The sequence below is a fragment of the Ideonella sp. genome (assembly GCF_041918995.1).
Classification (GTDB): Bacteria; Pseudomonadota; Gammaproteobacteria; order Burkholderiales; family Burkholderiaceae_C; genus Ideonella.
The window spans coordinates 12,200-36,442 of the sequence record NZ_JAYRUN010000026.1 but is presented as its reverse complement, the minus strand read 5'-3'; the positions used below and the strand labels follow the sequence as shown (position 1 = coordinate 36,442).

The 24,243-nt window shown below is 70.5% G+C and carries 25 protein-coding genes; 8 read left to right on the top strand and 17 right to left on the bottom strand.

The window, feature by feature from the left end; genetic code table 11:
- Nucleotides 1-399: 399 nt before the first annotated feature.
- From ACE3UN_RS18395 to ACE3UN_RS18365, 7 genes are all read right to left on the bottom strand, one after another.
- Complete coding sequence (locus ACE3UN_RS18395) at nucleotides 400-1,539, bottom strand: zonular occludens toxin domain-containing protein (RefSeq protein WP_374676445.1); 1,140 nt, start codon at nucleotides 1,537-1,539, stop codon at nucleotides 400-402.
- Complete coding sequence (locus ACE3UN_RS18390) at nucleotides 1,539-1,838, bottom strand: DUF2523 family protein (RefSeq protein ID WP_374676444.1); 300 nt, start codon at nucleotides 1,836-1,838, stop codon at nucleotides 1,539-1,541. The genes ACE3UN_RS18395 and ACE3UN_RS18390 overlap by 1 nt, the downstream gene beginning before the upstream one ends.
- A gap of 12 nt (nucleotides 1,839-1,850) precedes the next feature.
- Nucleotides 1,851-3,317, bottom strand: coding sequence for a virulence factor TspB C-terminal domain-related protein (locus tag ACE3UN_RS18385; RefSeq protein WP_374676443.1), 1,467 nt, complete (start codon nucleotides 3,315-3,317; stop codon nucleotides 1,851-1,853).
- 131 nt (nucleotides 3,318-3,448) lie between these two features.
- Nucleotides 3,449-3,637 carry a major capsid protein gene (locus ACE3UN_RS18380; RefSeq protein WP_374676442.1) on the bottom strand — a complete coding sequence of 63 codons (189 nt, stop codon included), beginning with the start codon at nucleotides 3,635-3,637 and terminating at the stop codon, nucleotides 3,449-3,451.
- A gap of 454 nt (nucleotides 3,638-4,091) precedes the next feature.
- Complete coding sequence (locus ACE3UN_RS18375; protein WP_374676441.1) at nucleotides 4,092-5,147, bottom strand: hypothetical protein; 1,056 nt, start codon at nucleotides 5,145-5,147, stop codon at nucleotides 4,092-4,094.
- Nucleotides 5,144-5,320, bottom strand: a complete 177-nt coding sequence (locus tag ACE3UN_RS18370; RefSeq protein WP_374676440.1) for a hypothetical protein — start codon at nucleotides 5,318-5,320, stop codon at nucleotides 5,144-5,146. Before ACE3UN_RS18370 ends, ACE3UN_RS18375 begins: the two co-directional genes overlap by 4 nt.
- Before the next feature lie 44 nt (nucleotides 5,321-5,364).
- Complete coding sequence (locus tag ACE3UN_RS18365; protein ID WP_374676439.1) at nucleotides 5,365-5,682, bottom strand: hypothetical protein; 318 nt, start codon at nucleotides 5,680-5,682, stop codon at nucleotides 5,365-5,367.
- Nucleotides 5,683-5,756: 74 nt separating this feature from the next.
- Between ACE3UN_RS18365 and ACE3UN_RS18360 the strand changes: the two genes are divergently transcribed.
- On the top strand, nucleotides 5,757-6,242 hold the full coding sequence (locus ACE3UN_RS18360) for a helix-turn-helix domain-containing protein (RefSeq protein WP_374676438.1): 486 nt from the start codon (nucleotides 5,757-5,759) through the stop codon (nucleotides 6,240-6,242).
- On the opposite strand, the gene ACE3UN_RS18355 is transcribed toward ACE3UN_RS18360, so the two are convergent.
- The gene (locus ACE3UN_RS18355; protein ID WP_374676437.1) at nucleotides 6,202-8,751 is read right to left on the bottom strand and encodes a winged helix-turn-helix domain-containing protein; all 2,550 of its coding nucleotides are present in this window, start codon (nucleotides 8,749-8,751) and stop codon (nucleotides 6,202-6,204) included. The two genes, ACE3UN_RS18360 and ACE3UN_RS18355, sit on opposite strands and share 41 nt — an antisense overlap.
- 124 nt (nucleotides 8,752-8,875) lie before the next feature.
- Between ACE3UN_RS18355 and ACE3UN_RS18350 the strand changes: the two genes are divergently transcribed.
- The 3 genes from ACE3UN_RS18350 to ACE3UN_RS18340 all read left to right on the top strand — a co-directional run bounded on the left by ACE3UN_RS18350 (nucleotide 8,876) and on the right by ACE3UN_RS18340 (nucleotide 12,472).
- On the top strand, nucleotides 8,876-9,247 hold the full coding sequence (locus tag ACE3UN_RS18350) for a DsrE family protein (RefSeq protein ID WP_374676436.1): 372 nt from the start codon (nucleotides 8,876-8,878) through the stop codon (nucleotides 9,245-9,247).
- 475 nt (nucleotides 9,248-9,722) lie between these two features.
- Nucleotides 9,723-11,789 carry an ATP-binding protein gene (locus tag ACE3UN_RS18345; RefSeq protein ID WP_374676435.1) on the top strand — a complete coding sequence of 689 codons (2,067 nt, stop codon included), beginning with the start codon at nucleotides 9,723-9,725 and terminating at the stop codon, nucleotides 11,787-11,789.
- Between the two features lie 269 nt (nucleotides 11,790-12,058).
- Complete coding sequence (locus ACE3UN_RS18340) at nucleotides 12,059-12,472, top strand: VOC family protein (RefSeq protein ID WP_374676434.1); 414 nt, start codon at nucleotides 12,059-12,061, stop codon at nucleotides 12,470-12,472.
- Nucleotides 12,473-12,639: 167 nt separating this feature from the next.
- Here the strand turns inward: ACE3UN_RS18340 and ACE3UN_RS18335 are convergent, their stop codons facing one another.
- The 4 genes from ACE3UN_RS18335 to ACE3UN_RS18320 are packed head-to-tail and all read right to left on the bottom strand — an operon-like array spanning nucleotide 12,640 to nucleotide 17,060.
- On the bottom strand, nucleotides 12,640-13,281 hold the full coding sequence (locus ACE3UN_RS18335) for an NTP transferase domain-containing protein (protein ID WP_374676448.1): 642 nt from the start codon (nucleotides 13,279-13,281) through the stop codon (nucleotides 12,640-12,642).
- The gene (locus ACE3UN_RS18330; RefSeq protein ID WP_374676433.1) at nucleotides 13,281-14,315 is read right to left on the bottom strand and encodes an XdhC family protein; all 1,035 of its coding nucleotides are present in this window, start codon (nucleotides 14,313-14,315) and stop codon (nucleotides 13,281-13,283) included. The genes ACE3UN_RS18335 and ACE3UN_RS18330 overlap by 1 nt, the downstream gene beginning before the upstream one ends.
- A gap of 15 nt (nucleotides 14,316-14,330) precedes the next feature.
- Entirely contained in the window at nucleotides 14,331-16,574 is a 2,244-nt protein-coding gene (locus tag ACE3UN_RS18325; RefSeq protein ID WP_374676432.1) for a molybdopterin cofactor-binding domain-containing protein, read from the bottom strand.
- Between the two features lie 12 nt (nucleotides 16,575-16,586).
- A complete protein-coding gene (locus ACE3UN_RS18320; protein ID WP_374676431.1) occupies nucleotides 16,587-17,060 on the bottom strand; it encodes a (2Fe-2S)-binding protein in 474 nt (157 codons plus the stop codon).
- Nucleotides 17,061-17,311: 251 nt separating this feature from the next.
- Between ACE3UN_RS18320 and ACE3UN_RS18315 the strand changes: the two genes are divergently transcribed.
- From ACE3UN_RS18315 to ACE3UN_RS18305, 3 genes are all read left to right on the top strand, one after another.
- On the top strand, nucleotides 17,312-18,010 hold the full coding sequence (locus ACE3UN_RS18315; RefSeq protein WP_374676430.1) for a response regulator transcription factor: 699 nt from the start codon (nucleotides 17,312-17,314) through the stop codon (nucleotides 18,008-18,010).
- A gap of 58 nt (nucleotides 18,011-18,068) precedes the next feature.
- A complete protein-coding gene (locus ACE3UN_RS18310) occupies nucleotides 18,069-19,367 on the top strand; it encodes a sensor histidine kinase (RefSeq protein WP_374676429.1) in 1,299 nt (432 codons plus the stop codon).
- 145 nt (nucleotides 19,368-19,512) lie between these two features.
- Nucleotides 19,513-20,469, top strand: coding sequence for an alpha/beta fold hydrolase (locus tag ACE3UN_RS18305; RefSeq protein ID WP_374676428.1), 957 nt, complete (start codon nucleotides 19,513-19,515; stop codon nucleotides 20,467-20,469).
- Nucleotides 20,470-20,473: 4 nt separating this feature from the next.
- Here the strand turns inward: ACE3UN_RS18305 and ACE3UN_RS18300 are convergent, their stop codons facing one another.
- Nucleotides 20,474-21,115, bottom strand: a complete 642-nt coding sequence (locus ACE3UN_RS18300; RefSeq protein WP_374676427.1) for a TetR/AcrR family transcriptional regulator — start codon at nucleotides 21,113-21,115, stop codon at nucleotides 20,474-20,476.
- A gap of 136 nt (nucleotides 21,116-21,251) precedes the next feature.
- Here ACE3UN_RS18300 and ACE3UN_RS18295 point away from each other — a divergent pair, with 136 nt between their 5' ends.
- A complete protein-coding gene (locus ACE3UN_RS18295; RefSeq protein WP_374676426.1) occupies nucleotides 21,252-21,836 on the top strand; it encodes an NAD(P)H-dependent oxidoreductase in 585 nt (194 codons plus the stop codon).
- A gap of 81 nt (nucleotides 21,837-21,917) precedes the next feature.
- Here ACE3UN_RS18295 and ACE3UN_RS18290 read toward each other — a convergent pair whose 3' ends face one another.
- The 4 genes from ACE3UN_RS18290 to ACE3UN_RS18275 form a co-directional block, all read right to left on the bottom strand.
- Entirely contained in the window at nucleotides 21,918-22,142 is a 225-nt protein-coding gene (locus ACE3UN_RS18290; protein WP_374676425.1) for a hypothetical protein, read from the bottom strand.
- Between the two features lie 150 nt (nucleotides 22,143-22,292).
- The gene (locus ACE3UN_RS18285) at nucleotides 22,293-22,961 is read right to left on the bottom strand and encodes an ankyrin repeat domain-containing protein (protein ID WP_374676424.1); all 669 of its coding nucleotides are present in this window, start codon (nucleotides 22,959-22,961) and stop codon (nucleotides 22,293-22,295) included.
- Complete coding sequence (locus ACE3UN_RS18280) at nucleotides 22,958-23,773, bottom strand: TatD family hydrolase (protein WP_374676447.1); 816 nt, start codon at nucleotides 23,771-23,773, stop codon at nucleotides 22,958-22,960. Before ACE3UN_RS18280 ends, ACE3UN_RS18285 begins: the two co-directional genes overlap by 4 nt.
- 70 nt (nucleotides 23,774-23,843) lie before the next feature.
- Nucleotides 23,844-24,236 carry a PilZ domain-containing protein gene (locus tag ACE3UN_RS18275; protein ID WP_374676423.1) on the bottom strand — a complete coding sequence of 131 codons (393 nt, stop codon included), beginning with the start codon at nucleotides 24,234-24,236 and terminating at the stop codon, nucleotides 23,844-23,846.
- Nucleotides 24,237-24,243: the final 7 nt, after the last annotated feature.

Below are 24,243 nucleotides of genomic sequence, written 5' to 3'. Positions count from 1 at the left end.
TAATACACATTGTCGCGTATGGCGCCGGGCCGTCGAGTGGATCAAACGCGGCGCGCGGCGGTGCCTTCGCCCCGCCATGCGCCGGCCGCTTGCCGCGCTGGGCTCAGCGGCCTAGCGCCGCCAGCTGCGCCGGAGCCTGGCTCCCGTGGCATCGGCTCGCGCAGCATCCCTCGTGCCTCGGGATGCTATCGCTACGCCTGCCACGGTCGGACGGGAAAGGCTTTGAGAGCGGGGCCCGCCTATGAGCAACGCAAGGCAGCGCGCCCCGTTCGATGCGTCCGAGGACTGCCCAGGCCCTCCGGGGGGCTCCGCCTCAGACTCCCGGCCCTGACGGGCCTGATTGCTGCGCCTGAACACGGCCGGGCCGACCGGCCGCCCCTGCGGGGTGCCCCGGTGACCTCAGCCCGCCGAGGATGCAGCCGGCGCAGGGCCAGGCGGGGCCGGTAGCGGGTTTTCAGCCGGCACCGGCACCCTACCCCTACCCGGTTCCTCGTAACGCGCCTGGCGCCCCCGTTCGGCGGTCCAGTAGGCGAAAAAGCCGTTGCGCGCGATGCTCTCACAGGTAGCGCGCGGCACATCCAAGCCCGTGTTGCGCTGGGTGAAGCACTTGCACGGGTAGGCGTCGCCCAGGCTCACGCAGTACGCGGGATACGGCGCGTCCACCGGAACCGTCAGATGATCGTAGGCCGGCGCGGTGTGCGGCAGGCCCGTGACTCGCGGCGCGAAGTTGGACACCCACTGCGCGCCCTGGTACCGGTCGCCCGGCCTGGCTGGCGGGATCGGCGTGGCCCCGGCCGGCTCGACCTGGCCGGCTGGCGAGCTGGCCGACGCCTCCGCACCTGGCACCGCCTGGCGCAATCGCTCACCCTGCGCGTCAGGATTCAATCTCGACCAGGCCGCCCACGCCAGGCCGAGAAACAGCAGCGGCGCCGCGAGCATGATGTAAACGCGCAGAGGCAAACGGGTTTTGACCGTATGCGCTTCAGCGCTTTTGTACAGGTCGAACACCTGTTTTGGATATCGCCATTCATGCCGCACCGCGTCCTTATTGCTTTTCTCCGGATAGTCACGCGCACCACCGGGAAACTCTAGGACCGTTGCGAAATTGGTGCCGAACTTGCGCCGAACGTGGAAATGCTGATCGACCAGGCGGAACACGAACGGATCAATCAGCTTTGGGTGCTGCGTGATAAGCACCAGGTCGATGCCCTTATGCCGGTGCGTCGCCAGCTCGGCCACGTAATCAGGCGGTTCACCACGACCAGGCCGAGTCGGGAATATGAACTGCGCTTCGTCCAAGATGGCGAGCGAGTTCGCCGGCAACTCACCCCACTTGTGCGGGTCGAATGGCTCCCACGGTAACTTCAGGTCAGGGATGCCATGCACCTGGCCGCGCTTTTCCCTGTCAGCCTGGCCGGATGCATGGAACACAGGCCGCGCCTGGCCCTTGGGCGGCGCTTCGTGGTAGTGCTGATACCTGGCCAGTGTCCACAGCGTTTTGCCGTGACCAGGCAGGCCGGTAACAAGGATGATGGCCATTACTTCTGCACCATCCGGCGAATGGTGCCGCCCTGCAATCCAAGCAGCGTGAGCCGCACCACAAAGGCACTCGACACCATGCTGACGAACACGCCAATTTTCATGGTGGCCGCAATGCCCACGGCAACCGAGCCCATGCCGCTGATACTGGCGAGCGTGTAGTCGCGCGCCCAGGCAATCGAGGCGTCTACGCCAGAGAACACCGCATATCCGATGCCGAGCGACACCAGCACTTTGCCCACCAACGTGCCGGCAATGTCGATGAGTGCGCCAATGAGCGCGCCAATGAAAACAGGCATGGAACTCCCCCGTTATGTGCGGAACACGATGAACACCGACAGCAGCGCGCCGACTGCGACGACGAGCTGCCCGAGCATGGCGAGCGAGTCGCACATTTCCCCAGTCAGGACCGTGATGGATTGGCCCGCCACGGTGACCGAGTGACCAGCCGGGCAAGCGCCGCCTAGGCCGTCCGTGCGGTCAATCATGGTGGCGAAATCCAGCGGGTTATCTGAGGCAGACTTGTACGGGTGAAGGCCGTCGGGCTGATCGCCTTTACCGAGCGCCGCTTTACCGGCAAGGCTTAGGTCGGTGTCCTTTTCAAACATCTCGCAATTGCGGATGTGCTGCTCCCTCGCAATGGCGCACTGCACGGCGTCACCCTCGCAGGAGAAGGCCCCCACGCAGGAGCCAGAAAACGAGCCATCCTCGCCCTTACACATGGCCGTATCTGGATGCTCGGAGCAGAAATCTTCGATGCTGTCGCCGGTGCCGTCGCCGGTGCCGTCGCCGTTACCCGAACCGTTACCGGCCCCTGGATTGTTGCCACCGCTCCCGGTAGTCGTCTCGGTGCAGTTCGTGACGTTTCCGGCCCCGTCAACGTCACAGCTCGTCGTCGTGCATACACCGCCAGAACACTCAGTCTCTTCCAGCTTGCCGCCCGAGTTCTGATCGGGGTTCGGCTTCGTGAGCTCCCCCGTGTTATGCGTCGAACACTCGACACATACCTGCGTGCCGTTGACCGAGCCGGGGCACTTCGGAGGCGGGCAGCTGGGCGCCTCGCTCCCACTGGGCAAGCGCGGCATGGTGCCACCCTCGGCCGCACCGTTGCACTGCTGGCCCGTATGCATCAACGGGCCGGCGATCATGTGCTGCGGCGGATCGCTCATCGACAGCATGCCGAATGCGCCCGACACGAGACAGCCGTTATAGCAACCCATGAACCCGGAGTCGGTGCTATCCGTGCTGATGAAAGTTTTGTCAGCGGTGCCCGGAATCATGGTGCCGGCTGAAGGACAACTGTGATTTGTGCACCCAATACCGTCAGCCGGCATATACCCCGGTGCGCAATAACACTTCCCGTCTTTCTTGATGAATCTGGAATCGTCGCTGGGGCATTCTTGGTTTTGATCCGTAACGCGCTTATACCCCATCGAGAACGTCATACCCCCTTCGTCCGCGCCAGTAGATCGACGGATCTTGTCGGCATCCCACGAGCAATTCCCGTACAGCGCCGCAACGTTACAGGTGCGCCATACCTTAAAAACATACTGGAAATTTGAATCACTCTTCTGCGAGTTGACCCAGGCCATATCAGCATCGCGCAAAGAACCAATATTCGCACCGCAGCCAGTCGCACCAGGCGCCAAGGGATCAGCCGACCGGGTGCATTCAACGGTATTGATCGGGCCGCCCGTTTGCCCATACGACCAGGCAGAAGGCGTGAACACGACCAGGCCGAAGCCCACCAGGCCGAGCCACAGCGCCGCCCAGGCCATCAGTCGGTTAAAACGATCCACAGCGCCCCCAGCAAAGCAACGATTACGTAAATGCCCATACGCCCCCCCGGAAATGAGAAGGGGGAGCCCGCCCCTATCCGAACGGCTCCCCCCCAGCCTGGCTCAGCGGATTAGGCCGCAGCGCGGATCCACTTCCAGACCTTCACGCCGATGATGACGGCGAACACCGCCGCGCCCACCAGCGCCACGTCCGCGCCGGCCGCGGTGATGGCAGCGGTATCCACCGCGGCATTGGCGGCCGACATGCCGACCACGGAACCCGACAGAACGGCCAGACGGGCCATCAGTTGCTTGCTCATGCTTCACTCACTCATGCCGAAGGTTTGAACCTGGCGCGGGCTATCGGCGTCGCCCTGCCAGGGTTTGCGCACTCGCGCTACTCACTTTCGGGGGGCGTCCAGACCGTCCGGAAGATCGCCTTCCATGCCCACCCCGCCAACCACACGCCCGCGACCGCAGCGGCCACCAGCGCCCCATCCGCCGCGCTCATCCCGAAAGGGTTGTGCGCCAAGTACTCCAACTGATCGCAGACCGGACCCGCGAAGGTCACAGACTGCGTTTGCGGCGTCCCACCGTTGCGCACGCGCTGAATCGAAAGGGCGGTGCCAGTGACGCCGGTACACATCGCCGTTACGGTGTACGCCGACCCTGCCGAGTCGATGCCCACCGACGCCACAGGGAAGGCCGAGCCGCACACCCAGGCCGCCGCCGCGTCAGCGGTATCGAAGCACCGGCCACCAGCTGCAACGCCCATTACTGCGCCCCCCCGATCCAACTAAACGGGCCGTGCGCCTCGAAGGGCCGGCCGTGGTCTGCGACACGCTCAAACGCGAGATAAGGCCCGACCTTGGCCCGGCGCCACTCGCTAGCCCAGATGACCCCATCCGGGTCCACCCAGCCACCACCAGGCGCGCGGCGCCAGTCGTCGGCAATGTCGGAACGCGCCTGCACGAACGCCGGCAGGCCAAGCCATCGCCGGGCACGGCGCAACGCATGCTCGACCCCCCCGATGCCGTACATGCGGGCGCCCTGCGGAAGGCGCCAGCAACCGGCTCGGTCGCTGCCCTTGCTCAGGTACTTCATAAGGTACGGCACAGCGTTACGCGCCTTTTCGACGTTAGTCATGCCGTGGGGCCACCAGCCGCAGGCATCGAACATCGGGAGGCGAAAGCCGTGGGGCACCCAAAACCCGATGTGGTAATGGATCACCCCGCGCTTTTGCAGCTCGGCCACCCACACGTAACGGCACGGGATGCCGCGCCGCTGCAGCCACTTGCGCGCACGGCGGAGGCAATCGCCCACATGATCCGGACGCCAGTCCCCACCGTTCCGATAGGTGAGCGTGACCATCAGAACATCGTCAGGCCGGTGACCCTTCTTCGCCACCCCTTGAGCACGCGCGGCAAAGCCCACGGCGCGGCGAAGCTTGCGCACACGGGCCGAGTCTTCATCGGCGGGAGGCATGTACACGCCGGGCGTGTCGTCCGCGCGCTTTTTCGCGCGAGCGAAGGAGACGGGAGAAAGGGGAGCTTTGCGCCGCGTCCCCTTCGGTCCGGTTGTTGATACTGAGACAAGCCCAGCGCCCTGGCGGGCGCCATGCCCTGCCACGGTCGCAGCTTCGTATGCCTCAGCGGTCAGCGGAGAAAACGAGTTAGCGAAGGCATCACGCATGCCCTCGCTGACGCGCTCCCACTCGGTTTCAAGGATGGCCCGGCCCTCGTCCGTGAAAGCATCACGAACGTGGAACCAGGGAGCGCCAGGACGGAAGGGAACCCCGTCCCGGTCACGCGGCAGCGTGGAAGGCGTCACAGCCCGGCCCCCTGCTCATCGCCATGAATCGCACAGCCCAGGTCAGTGACGGCAACGTCAGCACGCAGCAGAGCCGCATGCATCGTGTCGTAGTCCAACGGCTGGCCCTCGCGGATGAGCGCGCCGCGAAGCTCAAACCCGATCCGGCAAAGCCGGGTGGCGGCATCGAGCATGCGGGCGCGCTCCGAGCAGCGCGGGAAGATGACCGCGCCGGCCATCAGCCGACGACCGACAGGGTGTTGTCGGCGGTGCGGCGCGTCACCTTGCGGCCGCTCTCATCGTCCGTCACCTGGTACGACCGGGCATAGCCGCCGATCTGCACCAGCTGATCGAACACGGCGCCGGCCTCACCACACCGCTGCTCGGATCGAACCAGCACGGTCGCCGGGCTGCTGAACTGGTCAGCAGCCGGGAGCTTGACCAGGTGAAGGAAAACGGCGCCCGACTGGCCGTTGGTGCGGCGAACGTCTTCGATGCGTCCGACGAGTCGGACCGGGTGCACCCCATTCACCGGGGCGGCCTTGGTTTCTGCCATGATGGAACCTCGCGGGTCAAAGTCGTTACCGAATGTGGTAACGGCCGCGAGTCTACCTTACCAAGGTTGGTTAAATGCGCACCGTTGAATCCCTACTTGACGAAGCTATTGACGTATGTCACGGCCAGGCGGAATTGGCGCGCAGGCTGGGCACGTCAGCGCCGGCAATCACCGAGATGAAGAAGGGAACGCGCCCCATCAGCCCCGAGACGGTCGCGCTACTCGCTGACGTAGTGGGCATCCCAGGCGAGGAAGCGCAACGGCTCGCCGCCCTGGCCGTGATCGGGGCAGCCAAGAACGCGAGCAAACGCGAGAAGCTGCGCCGCGCTTTTTTCGGGTGCTGGGTGGTTGGCGTCGTCGCGCTGCTGACCACCCTTACGCCTCAGCCGAGCACAGCCAGCGACGACACTAGGGTTTCACCTAATACACATTGTCGCGCTTCACCGTACGTGTCGGGCGTGCGGGCAGTCAGCTGGCAAAGCAGCACCCCAGCGTGCCCGCGGCGCCTGCCTCATCGCCTCATCGTGACAGCGCTGCCTGGGCGGCCTGCTCAGCCGTGAGAAGCGTGCCTTCAGCCAGCCAGGCCTGGACCAACCGGTCCGTCAGCGCGCCGCCGAGGATCGTTCTTGCCCACATGCTGGCACGCTCCTCGTTGGGTTGACGCACGACCTGCCGAGCGGCCAGTTCTGCCTCGGAGCGTCCCAGCGCCAGCGCCGCACCCCTGAAATTGCCCCGGCGTGCCGCCAGCAGCGCGAACGTGTCAAGGATCAGCCACAGCAGGCCGTCCCGGCCACTCTCGACCTGCGCTTCGCAGGCCGCCTCGAGCGCCTCATCGAGCTCGCCCACCTCGGTGAGCGCCTGACACAAGTTGGCCAGCGGCATGGTCAGCGCGGCTCTAAATGGCACGCCACGCTGGCGCGCGATGAGTGCGCGTCCGCGTTGCACCGCCTCTTCGTAGCGCCCCAGGGCCTGATACGCTTGCTCGAGGAAGATCAACACTGTCCGTTCCATGGAGCCGTCGCCGAACTGCGACACGAGCTGGAGCAGTTGTTCGTACGCGGGGATCGCCTCCGCCGGCCTCCCCGAGAAGTAGGCGATGTAGCCGCGCGCCATCCACACCAACGACCGCGCGTAGGGTGGCCAGGAGGCGACCCATTGGGCCTCCATCTCCTGCACCATGCACTCGGCCTCATCGAAGCGCCTGGCCACTGCCAGCAGCCGTGCCTGGGCTCCAAGCGCGCGGAACAAGCCGCGCCTGTCCCCGAGTTCCCGATACAACGCCACGGCAACTTCGCCGAGCGCACGTTCCGGCTCGCCGGGCAGCGGCATGGCGGCGAGGACGCACGCGGCATGCCAGCGCGCGCGAGACGCCGGTGGCGTGCGGTCGTCGATCCGTTCGCCGGCCCGGCGCAGTCGTTCCAGTCCTTCGCTGCGCAGGCCGGCCGGCGTCCACAGCCAGGCGCTCGCCGCGGCCAGGGCAACATGCACCGCGCTGTCGCCCCGCATGGAGGCGGTCCATTCGAGCGCACTGCGCAGGTTGTCGATGTCCGGCAGCGCCAGGGTCACTCGCTGCGTCGTGGGAACGTCCCATTCGGCGTCGTCCAACGCCTGAAAGCGAGCCAACATCGCACGAGCATGCCGAGTGCGAAACAGACTCCCCTCGCCAGCTTCATCCAGACGCTCCAGGGCGTAGGCCCTCGGGCTGTCGAGCAGGCGGTAGCGCGTCGGTGCATCCTGGCTCGACGGCTCCACGCAGACGAGCGACTTGTCCACCAGCGCGCCGAGATGGTTCAGCACGGCCCAGGCGTCAAACGCCTCATCGCTGAGCGTGCGCTCGACGGCCGGCAGATCAAACGTGCCGGAGAACACCGCCAGGCGCCGAAAGACGGTGCGCTCTGCATCGCTCAGCAGACCATGGCTCCAGTCGAGCATGGCGCGCAACGTGGGGTAGCGCGAGATGCCTCCACGCAGCCCGTCGGTCAGCAGCTCCAGTCTCTGCTGCAGTCGACTGCGCACCCCCGGTACGCCAAGGAACCGCACGCGGGCCGCTGCCAGTTCGATGCCGAGCGGCAGGCCATCGAGCTGACGGCAGATGTCCACCACGTCCGCGGCATTGCAGTGGTCGACCGCGAAGCCTGGTTGCAAGGCGCGTGCACGCGCTTCGAACAACTGCACCGCGCCGGCCGCTCGTGCCTCTTGCAGCCCGGGCGCATCGGGGAGCGCAAGGGCTCCCAGCCGATAGACATGCTCGTCGGCCACGTGCAGCAGTTCCTGGCTGGTGGCCAGCACACGCAGCGAGGACGCCGGACCCAGCACGGCGACGCAGAAGTCGCTGACCGCCTCGAGGAGGTGCTCGCAGTTGTCCATCACCAGCAGCAGCTGGCGAGCCCGCAGCATGTCGGAAACCTCCTGGAGGGGTGGGCGATGGCCAGCCAGGCGTTCCCCCAACGCCTGCGCAACCGCGGCGGGCACCAGAGCGGGGTCGACCATGGCGGCGAGATCGACCCACCAGGCACCGTCGGCGTAATCGCCCCTCAATCGCTGCGCGACGGTGAGGGCCAGCCGGGTCTTCCCAACGCCGCCGGCGCCCACCACGCTCACCAGGCGGCTGTGCGCCACCCGGTCGACCAGTTCGGCCAGATCGTGGTCGCGTCCATACAGCGTCAGCGGGCGCTCCGGCAGATTGCCCGGCACCGTGGGACGCTCGGCGAGATCGCCGCCCGTGTCCAAGGCGCGGAAGCGGTAGCCACGGCCTGCCACCGTGGTGATGGCAGTCGATCCGAACACCTTGCGCAGGGCACTCACATGAACGTGCAGGTTGTTGTCTTCGACAACGAGGCCTGGCCATACGCGTTCGAGCAGCTCGTTCTTCGAGACGACACGATCCCGGTGCTCGATCAGGACGTGCAGAAGGTCGAACGTCCGAGGCTTGAGCGGCACCTCGCGACCCCGCACGAGCACTCGACGCTCGTCTGGCCGGACCTCGAAGATGCCGAAACGGACCGACGGTGCCACAGAGGCCTCCTTGGCGGCATGCGAGGCGGCGAATGCCGTCGTGCGGACCGACACCGACACTCCCGACCGCAGGAATTCAGGTGGCGTTCAGACGCCCACAAGGACACCTGCCTCCTGAGGCGGCAAGGTGGCGCCGTGGTCGCGTCGCGGCTGCCTTGCAACCCGAAAGGATACTGCCATGAGTCAGGAAAACACCCGTGAACTGGTCGTGCTGGTCACCCGCGGCATAGACCACGAGCTGTCGTCCGTGGCGTTCACCATCGCCTGTGGTGCCATCACGTCCGGCTTGAAGGTCTACGTCTTTCTCACCAGCACGGCGATCGATGTGGTCCGGCGTGGGGGCGCAGAGATGACCCAGGTGTCGCCATTGGACCCGCTGCGCTCGCTCATCGCCGATTTCATGGCTCGCGGCGGCACGGTCTGGGCCTGTCCCCCATGTGTCCGGGCCAGGGGCTACGCACCCGAACACCTGATCGACGGCGTCACGATCGTGGGGGCGAGCGCGATGCATGAGCGGTTGAAGGCGGGCGCGGCAGCCCTGAGTTTTTGAGCGCCGGGCGGCGGTGGCCGCCCCGCTGTGGTGCCTTCACGGGTGGGGCCGCCGCCAAGACAAAAGGGGGCACGGCCTGCAGGGCCGTGCCGCTGAACCGCCCGACGTCCACAGGGATGGCGGGCTCTTGGAGACCGGGCCTGGCCCCCCTGCCCGCCCGCCGGCAGCCGGCAAGGCACCGAACATGTTCAGGGGACGCGCCACGGCCTCGCGCCGGCCGCCGGGGCCGGGGGTCACCGGCAGTCGAGTGCCGGGCGCCCCCGGCCCTCCCGCGCTGTTCCACCGTGCTCCGGGACAGCCGCAGGCATGCCGAATGCTCGGTGGCCCGATCAGCCACTGCGTGCCCCAAGCCGACGGGCTGGCGACGATGTCGTCCTCCGCGTGGCGCACCCGTGCCGACGGCGGCCGCATGCGACCCATGCCACGCTGCCGGCGCTCTGCGGCCTGGCCCCGCGCTGTCCCTTGGAGGAAAGAAGTGTGCCCACCACCCGGCCGTGAGGACCCCCGCGGCCATGACCGCGACGAGCTGCTCGAGCTAGCGATCGAGGCTGCCGACGTGGGCCTGTGGGACGTCAACCTCCTGACCCAGGAGCTGTACTGGCCACCGCGTGTGAGGGCCATGTTCGGCATTCCCGCCGACGCCCCCATCACGCTCGACGACTTCTACCGCGGCGTCCACCCGGACGATCGACAGGAAGTCCTGGCCGCCTTTCACGCTGCGCAGGACGGCCAGGTGCGACTGCAGTACGACGTCGAGTACCGCACCGTCGGCAAGTTCGATCACCAGGTCCGGTGGGTGGCGGCCAAGGGCCGGGGACAGTTCGATGCCCAGGGGCGTTGCGTGCGCATTCTCGGCACCGCGGTCGACATCACGGCCAGGCGCCACGCCGAGCAGCAACACCGGGACGCCCTGGACCGGCTGCGCCTGCTGGATCGCATCGGCGATCGCACCCGCGAGCTCACGGATGCCGCGGAGATCATGCAGGCCACCGCGCGACTGCTCGGCGAGCACCTTGGCGCCACCCGCTGTGCCTATGCCGATGTGGAGCCGGACAACGACCGCTTCACCATCCGCAGCGACTGGTCGGCGCCCGGCGTGCCGTCGAGCGCGGGCGTGTACTCGCTGGACTTGTTCGGCCCGCTGGCCACCTCGCAGCTGCGCCAGGGCCTGCACCTGGTGGTCAACGACGTCGACGCGGAACTGGGTGACGAGGCCGGCGGCCGCATGTTCAACAGCATCGGGATCAAGGCGGTCATCTGCGCCGGCCTGGTCAAGCAAGGTCGGCTCGTCGCCCTGATGGCGGTCCACCAGGACCGCCCGCGCCGCTGGTCCGGGCAGGACATCCAGCGGGTCACCGAGGTGGTGGAGCGCTGCTGGGCGCACATCGAACGGGTGCGTGACGCCGCCATGCTGCGCGAGCAGGACCGCCACAAGGACGAATTCCTCGCCACGCTGGCCCACGAGTTGCGCAACCCCATCGCGCCCATGCGCTACGCAGCCGCCCTGCTCAAGCTCAGCCAGGACCCTGGCGCACAGGCGCAGGCGCAGCAGGTCATCGAGCGCCAGGCCGGCCACATCGCCCGGCTCATCGACGACCTGATGGACGTCTCGCGGATCAACCGCGGCCTGATCGAACTGAAGCGCACCGACTGCTCCGTGGCCGCCATGGTGCGCCAGGCCGCCGAAACCGCGCGGCCCATGCTGGACGCCGCGCGCCACCGGTTGCGCGTGCAGCTGCCCGACCCGGCTCTGCATGTCGACGCGGACCCTGACCGCATCGTGCAGGTCTTCACCAACCTGCTCAACAACGCGGCCAAGTACACGCCCGATGGCGGCGATGTGCGGATCGCCGCCTGGGCGGAGGGCCGTCAGGCCGTCGTCGAGGTGTCGGACAACGGCGTGGGCATCCCGCCGCAGGACCAGGGGCGGCTGTTCCGCCTGTTCACCCAGCTGCCGCACACGGGGCACCGCTCGCAGGGCGGGCTCGGCATCGGTCTGTCGCTGGTCAAGAGCATCGTCGACCTGCACGGGGGCCGCGTCAGCGTCGCCAGCGGCGGCCTGGATCAGGGGTCGACCTTTCGAGTCGAGCTGCCGCGGGTGCGCGGCGCCGGGGCCACCCCGGCGAGCACGCCGGACGCCTCGCAGAGCCGGGCCGAGCCAGGGGGCAGGATCCTGGTGGCCGAGGACAACCCCGACGGCCTGAGCACCCTGCTGCGGCTGCTGCAGGCCCATGGCTACGAGGCACGCGGCGTGGACAACGGCGCCGAGGCGCTCGAACTGGCTGGATCCTGGCAGCCCGACCTGCTCCTGCTGGACCTGGGGCTGCCCGGAATGCGCGGCGACGAGGTGGCCCGCCGTCTGCAGATGGCCGGCCGCCCGCCGGGCATGCGCGTGCTGGCCCTCACCGGCTGGGGCAGCCCCCAGGACCGCGAGAGAACCCGCGCTGCCGGCTTCGATGCCCATCTCACCAAGCCGGTGGATCCGCAGGAACTCCTGAAGGTGCTGGCGACCTGGCGCAGACGGGCCGACGCCACGCCGTGAGCCAGGGGCAGCCGACGCTGTTCAGCGCGCCGCTGCCCGCCATGGTGGATGCGTCAGGCCCGGTGGCCCACGCAGGCAGCGGACCGGCCTGAGCCGACATGCCCTCGGACAGTGCCGAGCCGCGCTGGAGCAGCGACGGTGGACAGCCGTCGCGCGTCGTCCCGTGAGGCTCTCGGCAGGTCCGCCTTTCTCGACCGGGCGCAGCGTGGCCCTTGCCGGCAAAGCTGTATGTCCATACAGTGTCGGATCCCATTGCACAGGAGACCCACTTGCTGGACCACATGACCTTTCGTGTCCTCGACATCGCCCGCGCCAAGGCCTTCTACGGCGCCGCCCTGGCGCCACTCGGCTACAGCGTCTGTTTCGAGGGCCAGTACGGATCGAACATCCTGGGCTTCGCGTACCCCGATGCGGCCGAGCCCAGCGGCAAGAAAGCGGATGTCTGGTTCGTGGATGGGCCGTCACCCTATGGCCGAGCGCCCGCAACCACGGGCTGCCATCTCGCCTGGCGTGCCCAGACGCGCGCGCAGGTCGATGCGTTCTACCAGGCCGCCCTGGCCGCTGGCGGCACGGACAACGGAGCGCCCGGACTGCGCCCGGAGTACCACGCCCACTACTACGGCGCGTTTGTCATCGACCCGGAAGGCAACAACATCGAAGCGGTGTGTCATACGCCGGCTTGAGCGTGCCCGCGCGCCGGCATCGGCGCCGCGGGAGAACCGGGCGGCCACCGCAGGCGCCACGTCACACCTTCGCGCGCGGCGCCTTCGCCGGCCGGGGGCCCGCCCGGCCGGCGAAGGCCCGGGCGTCACACCGGCGCCTGTGCCGCTGCGCAGGCGCGCCTTGCCGATCACCAGTCCACGCTGGCCGGCGCAAGCGCCTGACTGAGGCACTGGATGTCCTGCGCCGTGTCCAGATCCCGGATATGCGCCGGGTCTGCGGTGCGCCAGCGCCAGACCCTCAGGTCGTCGCCCTGCATCGCCTGACGCACACCCAGCCCGGTCCGGGCATCGATCAGGCGAACGGCGTGCGGGCCCAGCACCACGGGATGCCCGCGCGATGCGCCCACCGTGGGCACCATCATCTGCGCACCTGGCGGGCGCTGCGCCCAGGCCTCGGCCACGGCCCGGAACTGCGTGGCGGCCAGCCACGGCAGGTCGGCCAGCACCAGCCACAGCGGGGCGTGGGCAGGCGCGGTGGACGCATGGTGGCTGATGGCCAGGCGCTGGCTGTCGATGCGCGACGGCATGGGAGCCGCGTGCCGCAGCACCTGCAGGCCCGCCCGCTCGGCGATGGGCAGCATCGTGTCCAGGTAGGGGCCCAAGACGATGGCGATCTCGTGGATGCCGGCGTCGCGCAGGCCATGGGCGAGGCGCTCGATGAGCGTGACGCCGGCGATGCGCAGGCTGCCCTTGGGTCGGCCGCCCAGGCGGCTGCCCTGCCCTGCGGCCAGCAGCACGGCGCGCGGGACGCCCTCGCCCGGGTCGGGCATCACGGTGTGGTGTTCGCCGGCACGGCCGCCGGCGTGGCCAGTTCCTTCGCGGCGGCCACCCGCGCCTGTGCGGGCAGGCTCACGCCGTTCTTGGCGGCCACCACCTCCGCCAGGATGGACAAGGCAATCTCGCCCGGCGTCTTGCTGCCGATGTACAGGCCAGCCGGCCCGCGCAGGCGCTCGAGCGCGGCGTTGTCCAGGCCGAAGTGCTCACGCAGGCGCTGGCGCCGCTGGGCACTGTGGCGCCGCGAGCCGATGGCGCCCACGTAGAACGCGGGCGTCGAGAGCGCGTCGATGAGCGCCAGGTCGTCCAGCTTGGGGTCGTGCGTCAGGGCCACCACCGCCGTGCGCGCATCGGGCTGCAGTCGCAGGATGAGGTCGTCGGGCATCTCCCGGTGCACCGCCACCCCCGGCAGGTCCCAGGCCACGGCCTGTTCGGGCCGCGGATCGCACACGATCACCTCGAAGCCGAGCGCGCCGGCCATCTCGGCCAGGAAGCGCGCCAGATCGCCGGCACCGATGAGCACCAGCCGTGGCGCCGGGCCGAAGCCGGTGACCAGGCGCTCGTCGTCCAGCTGCGGCAGTGCGTCGTGGGCGCCGGGCTGCAGCGCGACCTCGCCGGTGGGCAGGTGCAGCACCCGGCGCAGGCTGTGACGCTCCCGCCGCGCCCGCAGCAACTCGTCCAGGCGGCTGTGCGGTCCCACCGGCTCCAACACCAGTTCCACCGTGCCGCCACATGGCAGGCCGAAGCGGCGCGCCTGCTCGGCGGACACGCCGTAGCGCAGCACGGCGGGCCGGCCCTGCGCACACACGGCCGACACGCCCCCGGCCCGGATCGATGCCACCAGGTCGTCCTCGATGCAGCCACCGGACACCGACCCCACGGTCAGGCCCTGGGCGGACACCGCCATCAGCGAGCCGGGCGGGCGCGGCGACGAGCCCCAGGTGCGCGCCACCGTGACCAGCACCACCGCCTCGCCCTGCGCCTGCCAGGCCAGCGCGCTGCGCAGCACGCGAACATCCAGCTCTTCCATGCGCGCTTGCAGGGGTCAGGCCAGGTCGAACGGGAGGCGGCGCAGGCGCTTGCCTGTCAGCTGCGCCACGGCATTCGCGAAAGCGGGCGCCAAGGGCGGCAGGCCGGGCTCACCCATGCCGGTCGGCGGCTCGGCGCTGGGGACGATGTGCACGGCGATCTGCGGCATGTCGGTGATGCGCGGCAACGCGAAATCGCCGAAGTTGCTTTGCTGCACCTGGCCATCCTTGAGCGTGATGGCGGCGCCGGGCAGGCACATGGACAGGCCCATGAGCGCCGCCCCCTGTACCTGGGCCTCCACGGTGCGCGGGTTCACGGCCAGCTGGCAGTGCACACCGGCCGTCACCTGGTGCAGCACGGCCCGGCCGTCCTGCACCGAGGCCTCCACCACGTACGCGACGACGGACTCGAAGGACTCGTGCACGGCCACGCCCCAGGCCCGACCGGCCGGCAGGGTGCGCCGGCCGTAACCGCTGCGATCCACCGCCAGTTGCAGCGCCGCGCGATGGCGCGGGTGCTTGTCGCCGAACTGCTGCAGCCGCCAGGCCACCGGGTCCTGCCCAGAGGCACGCGCGATCTCGTCCACCAGCGTCTCCATGACGAACGCCGTGTGGGTGGAGCCCACGCTGCGCCACCACAGCACCGGCACATTGACCTTCGGGTGGTGCACGGTCAGCCGCATCGGCAGCTCGTAGGGCTCCTTCATGCCCTCCACCGCGGTGGCGTCGATGCCGTCCTTGACCATGAAGGCCTCGAACGGCGAACCTGCGGTGATGGACTGGCCGACCAGCACATGGTCCCAGGCCAGCACCCTGCCCTGCGCGTCCAGGCCGATGCGCGCGCGGTGCAGGTGCATGGGTCGGTAGTAGCCGCCGCGGATGTCGTCCTCGCGGCTCCACAGCAGGCGCACCGGCGCCGACAGACCGGCGGCCCGCGCTGCCTTGGCCACCTGGCAGGCCTCCACCACGTAGTCGCTGGTGCCCACCGCGCGGCGCCCGAAACCGCCGCCTGCCATCTGCACATGCACCTGCACCTGTTCCGGCTTCAGCCCGAGCACCTTCGCTGCCGCCAGGCCGTCCATGCCGGGCATCTGGCTGCCCACCCAGAGCTGCGCGCCATCGGCAGACAACTGCACGGTGCAGTTCATCGGCTCCATCGGCGCATGGGCGAGGTAGGGAAAGACGAACTCGGCCTCGATGGTGCGGACGGCAGCGGCCAGCGGCGCCATGTCGGCGTCGAACCTGCGCGGGCCGGGGCGGTCGGCCAGTGCGCGGTAGTCGGCCAGCTGCCGGTCGCTGTCCACCCGCTCGACGGCGGAGGTGTCCCACTGCAGCTGAAGCGCCTCCCTGCCCTGGCGGGCGGGCCAGTAGCCGTCGGCGACCACCGCCACGCCCTCCCCGCCACGGTCCAGCGGCACCCGCAGCACCGCCTTCACGCCCCGCACGGCGCGCGCCGCCCGGTCGTCCACGCTGGCCACGCGCGCGCCGAACACCGGCGGGTGCGCGACCACGGCGGTGAGCTGCCCCGGCAGGCGGACGTCGATGCCGAAGGCCTGGCGGCCGCTGCTCTTGTCTGCGGCGTCCAGCCGCCCGGTGGGCTGGCCGATCAGACGGAAGTCCTTCGGATTCTTCAGCACCACGCTCGCCGGCACCGGCTGCGCCATCGCGTCGCGCGCCAGCTCGCCATAGCCGAGCCGTCGGCCGTCCGGCGCGATGACGGCGCCCGCCTCGGTGCGCAGGGCGGCCGGGTTCGCCTGCCAGCGGTGTGCGGCCGCGGCCACCAGCATGGCGCGGGCACGGGCACCCAGCTCCCGGTACTGCTGGAAGCTGTGCTTGATGGAGTTGGAGCCGCCGGTCAGGTGCATGCCGAAGCGGGGGTCGGCGTAGGCTGGGTCGTTGCTGCCGTGGCGGCTGCGCACACGCGACCAGTCGGCATCCAGCTCCTCCGCCAGGATCATGGGCAGCGCCGTCTGGACGCCCTGCCCGAACTCCAGGCGGTTGATGACCACCGTGACGACGCCGTCCGCGGCGATCTCCACGAACGCGGCCGGCTGGTCGGTGGGCTTGAGGCCGCCCGTGGCGGCCGGCGTCGCCTGGCCGGCGGACAGGCCCGGGTAGACACCCAGCGCAAGGCCGGCTGCGCCGGACAGCTTCAGGAAGGTGCGGCGCGGCAACGGCGCCCCCCCGGCGTCGGGCTCGCGCTCGATCAGGCGGCGCAGTGCCGGCGGCAGGTCCGCAGCGGTCAGGGTATGGGGCAGCATGAGGGCGCTCCTTCAGGCCAGCGTGCGGGCCGCGTCGGCCACCGCCTCGCGGATGCGTGCGTAGGTGCCGCAGCGGCACAGGTTGCCGGCCATCGCGGCGTCGATCTCGTCGGCGGTCGGCTGCCTGCCTCGGGGCAAGGACCTGAGGAAAGCCGTCGCCGTCATGATCTGCCCGCTCTGGCAGTAGCCGCACTGCGCCACGTCGTGCTTCACCCACGCGGCGTGCACCGCCTTGCCCACGGCGTCCTGGCCCCCCGTGGCGGCTTCCACGGTGACGATCCTGCGCCCCGCGGCCGCCGACACGGGCGTGACGCAGGAGCGCACCGCCTGACCGTCCAGGTGCACGGTGCAGGCGCCGCACAGGCCGGCGCCGCAGCCGAACTTGGTGCCTTGCAGGCCCATGGCATCGCGCAGTGCCCACAGCACGGGCGTGTCGGGCGCGACATCGACCGTGTGCTCACGGCCGTTGACATGCAATCGGGTCATCGGGTTCCTCCGGTGGGACGACGGGCCGGGTGGCGCGGCGCGATGCTGCGCCGGTTGCCTGGCGGGCGTGGCGCAGGATGGCGGAATCCGACCGCGCCGTGGTGCCTTGCACAGGCGATTGACAGCCGGACCACGGGGACGCTAGGCGCGCGGTACCAGCGCCCGCACCTCGGGGCCGGGGCCCCTTGACACCCACTTCACGAACGGCCGTCTAGACTCCCGACAGCCCGGGCGTCGCCCACCCTCTGCCCATGTCCACCGTCCACCCGCCCCGCATCCTGGTCGTCGAGGACCATGCCCGCCTGCGCAGCCAGATCGTGGCCGTCCTGCAGGCGGCGGGATGGCGCGTCGAAGAGGCCAGCGACGGTCGGCTGGCGCTGCAGATGGCGCTGGAGGAGCCGCCCGACGTGCTGCTGCTGGACCTGGGCCTGCCCGGACTGGACGGCCTGGACGTGTGCGCCCGGCTGCGCGAGCAGGCGGACCGCCATGTGCCGGTGCTGATGCTGACGGCGCGCGACACGCTGTCCGACAAGGGCCGTGGCTTCGCCGCCGGGGCGGACGACTACCTGCTCAAGCCCTTCGCGAGCGAGGAGTTGCTGTGGCGCTGCCAAGCTTTGTCCCGGCGGGCCGAACTTGGCCGCAGCCCGGTGCTGCAGCGCGGCCCGCTGCGCATCGACCGCCGCAGCGGCGAGGCCCACTGCGACGGACGCGCGATCGCGGTCAGCGGCCATGCGTGGCGCCTGCTCGTTGCCCTGGCGGAGGCCTGGCCGCGGACGCTCACCCGCAGCGAGCTGCTGCAGCAGCTGTGGGCAGACGAGCCACCCGCGTCCGACGCCCTGCGCAGCCACCTGTACACGCTGCGGCGCGAGCTCGGCCAGGACCAGCACCTGGTGAGGACGGTGCATGGCGTGGGGCTGCGGCTGGACGTGCCCCTCGACGGCGGTGGCTGACCCCCAAGCCACCCACGGCGGTCGGAGGGGGCCGCGGCGCCCGCTGGCGCGCCGGCTCATGCTGGCCTTCACGGGTTTCACGCTGTCGGTGGCGACGCTGATGGGCGCCTTGTCCATGGCCTTCGTCTACGCCGTGGAGGACGAGTTCTTCGACGCGTTGCTTCGCACCGAAGCGCAGCGCCAGCGCGACCACCGCGATCGGAGCGGGCGCTACACCGAGCCGGTGCTGCCCTTCGTGCGCCTGTACGCGCCCGGCCAGGCGCTGCCGCCCGACCTGGCCGGGCCGCTGCGGCTCGACCCGCAGCGCCGGGAGATCGCCGGCACGCAAGGCCGGCACTACCACCTGCGCCCTCTCGCAGGCGACGGCAGCCTGCTGGTGGCCGAAGTGGGCGGGCAACTCGTGGTGCGAACCTTGCGGGCGGACATGCTGCAGTGGCTGCTGGCCGCGACGGCCGGCCTGTGCCTCGGGGCCGTGGCGCTCGCCTTCTGGCTGTCGCGCCGGACGAGCGGACCACTGGCCGCCCTGGCAGGGCGGGTGGCGACGAGCACACCCGACGCCTTGCCGGAGGACCTGGCCCGCGGCCTGGCACAGGACGAGATCGGCGACCTGGCACGCCACCTCGACACGCTGCACCGACGAACGCGGGCGTTCATCGAGCGCGAACGCCGCTTCACCGCCGACGTCAGCCACGAGCTGCGCACGCCGCTGGCCGTCATTTCCCTCGCCGCGGATCGCCTGCACGGCCAGTCGTCGGCCACGCAGAGGCCGCTGCTCCATGCGCTGCAGGCCGCCGCCTGGCAGCTGCAGCAGACGGTCGAGCTGATGCTCGCGCTGGCCCGTGAGGCGGCGCCATCCTCGCCCGGCCCGCAGGTGCACCGCCTGTTGCCCATGCTGGAGCAGCTGCTGCTGGCACATGCGCCGCTGCTGGACCGCGAGGGCCTGGAGGTCAGCCTCGATGTGCCGGCCGACCTGACGCGCCCCTGGTCGCCGGCGCTGACCCAGCTGCTGGTGGGGCACCTGCTGGCCAACGCCATGGCGCATCGCCAGTCGCCGCACGTCCACATCCACGCCGACGCCCACGCCCTGGCAGTGTGCAACACCGGCCCTCCCCCGCCCGACGCCGTGTGGCGCCACGAGAGCGGCATGCAGCCGGACGCCCGTGGCATCAAGGGGGCCGCGAGCACCGGCCTGGGACACGGCCTGTCCATCGTGCGGCGGCTGGCCGATCGGCACGGGCTGCGGCTGGACCTGACGCACCACGACGGCCGGACCTGCGCGGTCCTGCGCGACGCGTCGCCGCACGCGCCGCCGCACGGGCCGTCGGACCGGCCGCGGCCGCCCGACCCGACGCGGTGACGGCCGGCCCGGCCTTCGCGAGCGCTTCACACCGGGGGTTCTACCGTGCGACGGCGGTGGTCGTCACCGTGCCCTCTCGCCTCCCCACATGACCCATGAACGCCGGCGTCGCACCGCCCGGATGGCCGTCCGGATCCTCATCGCCATGGCCGTTGCCGTCGCTGCCCTGGGCGGCCTGTGGTGGGCCTTGTTCGCCCTCAAGCCCTATGCCATCGATCCTTCCGCGCTCCATGCGCGCTACGCGCATGACGCACCGGGCACCCGCGCCGGCCCGGTGGAGCTCGACCCGCCGCAGGCCGTGAGGGTGGGCCAGGTGCAGGCATGGGCCCACGGCCTGCGCTTTCGCAGCTTCGATGGGGAGCAGGTGCGGGGCCGGCTCGTCGTGCCCGCGACGGCGGGGGCGCCGGCGCCGGCGCGGGCCGGCCCCCCCCGCCGGCGCGTGCTGCTGGCCTTGCATGCCATGGGCCGCACCCAGTGGCGCTGGTGGCAGGGCGAGTTCAAGGGGCGCCCCACCATCGAGAACACCCACGTCCTGGCCGAGCGCGCCCTGCAGGCCGGCCACGTGGTGATCGCACTCGACGCACGCGGCCATGGCGACCGCAAGGACCCGCGGCGGCCAGTGACCGCCCGGCAGCTGCTGCGCGACCTGCACCTGTGGGGACAGCGCGAGCCCTACGAGCGGCTCATCGTCGATACGGTCAAGGACTACCGCGTGCTGCTGGACTGGGTGGCCAGGCAGCCGGGGCTGGACGGCACCCGCGTGCGGGCGGCGGGATACAGCATGGGCGCGCAGATGGCGCTGCTGCTGGCCGCGGCCGACACCCGGGTGCACGGCGTGGCGGCGATGGTGCCCCCGCACCTGGACGCCAAGGTGGCCGCCGTGGCGCCGACGACGGTCGCGCCGCGCCTGGCCGACGTGGAGGTCTGGCTGCTGACCGCAGACGACGATGAGCACGCCTCCACCCGGCAGAACGACGCGCTCTTCCGTGCGCTGCCCGGCGAGGCCAAGCGCCATCTGCGCTTCGAGGGCGGCCATGTGCTGCCGGCCGGCTATGTAGACCGGCTGCAACCGTGGCTTTCGGCCGGCTCGCCCGGCCGGTAGCCGCTCAGGCGCCTTCCTCGGCAGCGCGGTGCGCGTGGCGGGCCCGTGCGGCGGCGGCGCCGGCGCCCGCGACGGGGGCCTGCAGCCAGGGCCGCAGGTAGGACAGCAGGCGCTGGCGCACGGACACCCCATTGTTCAATGCGCAGAAGTTGAGGGCCAGGGCCTGCATGGCGAAGGCCTGCACGCCTTCGGCCAGCACGGCCACCGGGGCATCCTGGCGGAATCCACCGGCCGCGATCCAGCCGGCCACCAGGTGCACCAGCCGGTCGAGCGCGGTGGCGATGGCGCCGATCTCCTCCACCGCCGCCGCGCCCGAGCGGCGCAGGATGATGTCGAAGACACAGCGCTCGCTGGCCGCGAACGCCAGCAGCGGCTGCAGGCGCTCGACGAGCTGCTCCACGGTCACGGGCGGCCGCCGGGCCTGGGCGGCGTCCATCAGCTCGGACAGCTCCTGCCCCACCAGCCAGTCCATCAAGCCGTCCTTGTCGCCGAAATGCGCGAAGAAGGTGCCCTTGCCCACGCCCGCACGCTCGACCAGGTCGTCGATGCGCAAGGCCTCGTGGCCCGACTCGGCCACGAGCTGCTGCGCCGCCGCGACGATGCGGGCACGCGTCTGCAGGGTGCGTTGCTGAACCGGCTTGCGCATGCGCGCCACTATCGCACGGCGCTGCGTGCCGCGGGGGGACGACGTCGGCCGAGGACCGGCAGGTCGCGCCTGAAGTTATTGACCATGGTCGATTTTCGGGTGAATAATCGACCACGGTCAACTTCACCCCACCCGCATGACACGCATCCTCGTCCTCGACGGCCATCCCGCGGCCCGGTCCCTGTGCCGCTCGCTCGCGCAGTCGTACGCCCGTGGCGCCGAGGACGCCGGGCACGAGGTGCGCCACGTCCATCTGCACGACCTGCGGTTCGACAGCGACTTCGGCGGGGCGGGCTACGGCCAGGTCAAGCCCTTGGAGCCCGACCTCGAGGGCCTGCTGGCCCACCTGGATTGGTGCGAGCACCTGGTGCTGGTGACGCCCATGTGGTGGGGCGGCCTGCCGGCCAAGCTGAAGGGCCTGTTCGACCGTGCCCTGCTGCCGGGGCGGGCCTTTGATACGCGCCACACGCGCATGGGCATGCCCCGGCCGATGCTCACCGGGCGGAGCGCCCGGGTCATCGTGACGTCCGACACGCCCGGATGGTTCCTGCGCCTCGTCTACCGCAACGCACTCATGTGGCAGCTGCGCGGGCAGATCCTGGGGTTCGTCGGCATCCGCCCGGCCCGCTTCAGCCATTTCAGCCCGGCCAGCCATGCCGACGGCACGCGCGCCGGCCGGTGGCTGGGCGAGGCCTTCCGCCTGGGCGCCCACGCCGCCTGAGGCGAATGTCCCTGCCCCAATGACCACGGGCCCTGTCGGGCCCGTGGATGGCAGGATGCCGGCGGCGCCGTGGCCGTGTCGTCAGCCGGTCAGGCCCGCCTCGTCGGCCGACAGGTCGATCTCACGATCGAAGTCGCTCAGCTCGGCGGCAGCGCTGCCGCGCTTGGGGATGAGCGGCTTGTCCAGCGGACGGCAGACGCGGCGCGTGAGGTGCTTGAGCCGCTCGGAACGCTCCACCGCCTGCAGGATGGCCTCGGGGTCCGTCATCATCGTGAAGGGATTCGGGCGGGCGGTGGTGGAACGCATGGTGGACTCCTGGGCGGTTGGGGGGCGGGGCGCGTGGGATGAACTGTAGGCAGCCCCCCCTCGCCGCAACAGTCGGCGGTGCGACAAGGCGCGTGTACGAAAACGCCTGACACGGCTGCCGGCCGGGGCCGCGGCCGCTGTCAGCGGCGCTCAGCGCACCGCGGCGTCCAGCTGCTCCGCCAGGCGGTCGCGGTCGGCGCGGCGGGCCATGTCGGCAGCCGTCAGCCCGGCCTGGTTGCGCAGCGCCGGATCCGCCCCACGCCGCAGCAGCAGCGTCGCGCCATCGATGGCCCCGTAGCCGGCGGCCAGCATGAGCGGCGTGCTGCCGTTGGGCGAGCGGGCATCCACCTCGGCCCCATGTGCCAGCAGCAGGTCGATGGCGCGGGGTTCCTGCCCGGACGCCGCATAGTGCAGCGGCGTCCATCCCGCGCGCCGCACCACGGCGCCGCGCGCGATCAGCGTGGCCATGGCCGGCAGGCGGCCACGCAACGCGGCCATCATGAGCAGCGTCTCACCCGCCGCATTGGGCGACTCCACGTCGAGCTCGGGGTGTGCCACCAGCAGTGCACCCACCTCGTCCGCCCCCTCGCGCAGGGCGAGGTACAGGCCATGCTGGCCGGCCGGGTCGCGCGCATTGACGTCGAAGCCGCGCGCCAGCAGGCGCTGCAGCGTGCCGGGCCGGTCGAGCTCGATGGCGAGGAACCAGTCGCCGTACGAGCCAGCCCAGGCCGGCAGGCCGGCCGCCGCGGCGGCGCACGCCAGCGCCGCCCCGCGCAGCAGGCATCGCCGCGACGCCCCCCGGTGGGCGTCGCCGCTCATGCGTGGGCCTCGGCCAGCGGCGGCACCTTCACGCGGAACAGCCGCTCGAAGTTGCGCGTGGTGGCCTCGGCGATGGCCTCGACCGCGAGCCCCTTCTCCTGCGCCAGCACGGTCGCCACGTGCGGCACGAAGGCCGGCGTGTTCTGCTTGCCGCGGTGCGGCACGGGGGCCAGGTAGGGGCTGTCGGTCTCGATCAGGCAGCGCGCCAGCGGCACGTAGCGGGCCACGTCGCGCAGGTCGGCGGCATTGCGGAAGCTCACGATGCCGGAAAACGAGATGTCGAAGCCCAGGTCCAGGCCGGCGCGCGCCACGTCCATGGTCTCCGTGAAGCAGTGGAACACGCCGCCGGGGCCGCCATCGGCCGGGCCGGCGCCCTCCTCCTTCAGGATCGCCAGCGTGTCATCGCTGGCACTGCGGGTGTGAATGATGAGCGGCAGCCCCGTGCGTCGCGCCGCACGGATGTGCGCACGGAAGCGGTCACGCTGCCATTCCATGTCCGCCACGGAGCGGCCTTCGAGCCGGTAGTAATCGAGCCCGGTCTCGCCCATGCCCACCACGCGGGGCCGGCTGGCGAGCTCGCACAACAGGTCTTCCGTCGGCTCGGCCAAGCCCTCGGTGTCGGGGTGCACGCCCACGCTGGCCCAGAGGTGGGGATGCGCCATGGCCATGCCATGCACGGTCTCGAACTCCTCGAGCGTGATGCAGATGCACAGGGCGCCTGCCACGCGCGCCTGCTGCATGGCCTGCAGGATGGACGGCAGCTGCCGGGCGAGCTCGGGGAAGGCCAGGTGGCAGTGGGAGTCGACGAAGATCGGTGCGGTCATCGGTGCGAGTGTGCCCCGCCGGCCGGCGCGCGGCAGGATGGCCGTCCGGCCGGTGCGGCTACAGGGTCTGCGTGGGCTTGGACGACTGCAGCGACGTGCCGAGGATCTCCTCGATCTTCAGCTTCAGCAGGCGCGTCTTCTCGTCGTTCGGGAAGCGCACGCCCACGCCCTGGGTGCGGCCGCCCGAGGTGTTGGCCGGCGTGATCCAGCCCACCTTGCCGGCGACGGGGTAGCGCTGCGGGTCGCCAGGCAGCGACAGCAGCAGGTAGATGTCGTCGCCCAGCTGGTACTCGCGGTTCGATGGCACGAACAGGCCGCCATCGGTGAACACCGGGATGTACGCGGCGTACAGCGCGCCCTTCTCGCGGAAGACGAGCTGGATGACGCTGGGGCGGGCGGCACCGGCCGGCGCGGCAGTGGGGGCGGTCAGGCGACCGTCGGCTTCGGACATGCGGCCA

Excerpts from the sequence above, each read along its gene's own strand:
- ACE3UN_RS18320 (WP_374676431.1), bottom strand. The coding sequence starts at position 17,060 with ATGACCCGATTGCATGTCAACGGCCGTGAGCACACGGTCGATGTCGCG.
- ACE3UN_RS18360 (WP_374676438.1), top strand. The coding sequence starts at position 5,757 with ATGCGCACCGTTGAATCCCTACTTGACGAAGCTATTGACGTATGTCAC.
- ACE3UN_RS18300 (WP_374676427.1), bottom strand. The coding sequence starts at position 21,115 with ATGCGCAAGCCGGTTCAGCAACGCACCCTGCAGACGCGTGCCCGCATC.
- ACE3UN_RS18275 (WP_374676423.1), bottom strand. The coding sequence starts at position 24,236 with ATGTCCGAAGCCGACGGTCGCCTGACCGCCCCCACTGCCGCGCCGGCC.
- ACE3UN_RS18390 (WP_374676444.1), bottom strand. The coding sequence starts at position 1,838 with ATGCCTGTTTTCATTGGCGCGCTCATTGGCGCACTCATCGACATTGCC.
- ACE3UN_RS18315 (WP_374676430.1), top strand. The coding sequence starts at position 17,312 with ATGTCCACCGTCCACCCGCCCCGCATCCTGGTCGTCGAGGACCATGCC.
- ACE3UN_RS18295 (WP_374676426.1), top strand. The coding sequence starts at position 21,252 with ATGACACGCATCCTCGTCCTCGACGGCCATCCCGCGGCCCGGTCCCTG.
- ACE3UN_RS18365 (WP_374676439.1), bottom strand. The coding sequence starts at position 5,682 with ATGGCAGAAACCAAGGCCGCCCCGGTGAATGGGGTGCACCCGGTCCGA.
- ACE3UN_RS18395 (WP_374676445.1), bottom strand. The coding sequence starts at position 1,539 with ATGGCCATCATCCTTGTTACCGGCCTGCCTGGTCACGGCAAAACGCTG.
- ACE3UN_RS18330 (WP_374676433.1), bottom strand. The coding sequence starts at position 14,315 with ATGGAAGAGCTGGATGTTCGCGTGCTGCGCAGCGCGCTGGCCTGGCAG.
- ACE3UN_RS18285 (WP_374676424.1), bottom strand. The coding sequence starts at position 22,961 with ATGAGCGGCGACGCCCACCGGGGGGCGTCGCGGCGATGCCTGCTGCGC.
- ACE3UN_RS18385 (WP_374676443.1), bottom strand. The coding sequence starts at position 3,317 with ATGGCCTGGGCGGCGCTGTGGCTCGGCCTGGTGGGCTTCGGCCTGGTC.
- ACE3UN_RS18350 (WP_374676436.1), top strand. The coding sequence starts at position 8,876 with ATGAGTCAGGAAAACACCCGTGAACTGGTCGTGCTGGTCACCCGCGGC.
- ACE3UN_RS18335 (WP_374676448.1), bottom strand. The coding sequence starts at position 13,281 with ATGCCCGACCCGGGCGAGGGCGTCCCGCGCGCCGTGCTGCTGGCCGCA.
- ACE3UN_RS18305 (WP_374676428.1), top strand. The coding sequence starts at position 19,513 with ATGGCCGTTGCCGTCGCTGCCCTGGGCGGCCTGTGGTGGGCCTTGTTC.
- ACE3UN_RS18310 (WP_374676429.1), top strand. The coding sequence starts at position 18,069 with ATGCTGGCCTTCACGGGTTTCACGCTGTCGGTGGCGACGCTGATGGGC.
- ACE3UN_RS18370 (WP_374676440.1), bottom strand. The coding sequence starts at position 5,320 with ATGCTCGATGCCGCCACCCGGCTTTGCCGGATCGGGTTTGAGCTTCGC.
- ACE3UN_RS18325 (WP_374676432.1), bottom strand. The coding sequence starts at position 16,574 with ATGCTGCCCCATACCCTGACCGCTGCGGACCTGCCGCCGGCACTGCGC.
- ACE3UN_RS18290 (WP_374676425.1), bottom strand. The coding sequence starts at position 22,142 with ATGCGTTCCACCACCGCCCGCCCGAATCCCTTCACGATGATGACGGAC.
- ACE3UN_RS18380 (WP_374676442.1), bottom strand. The coding sequence starts at position 3,637 with ATGAGCAAGCAACTGATGGCCCGTCTGGCCGTTCTGTCGGGTTCCGTG.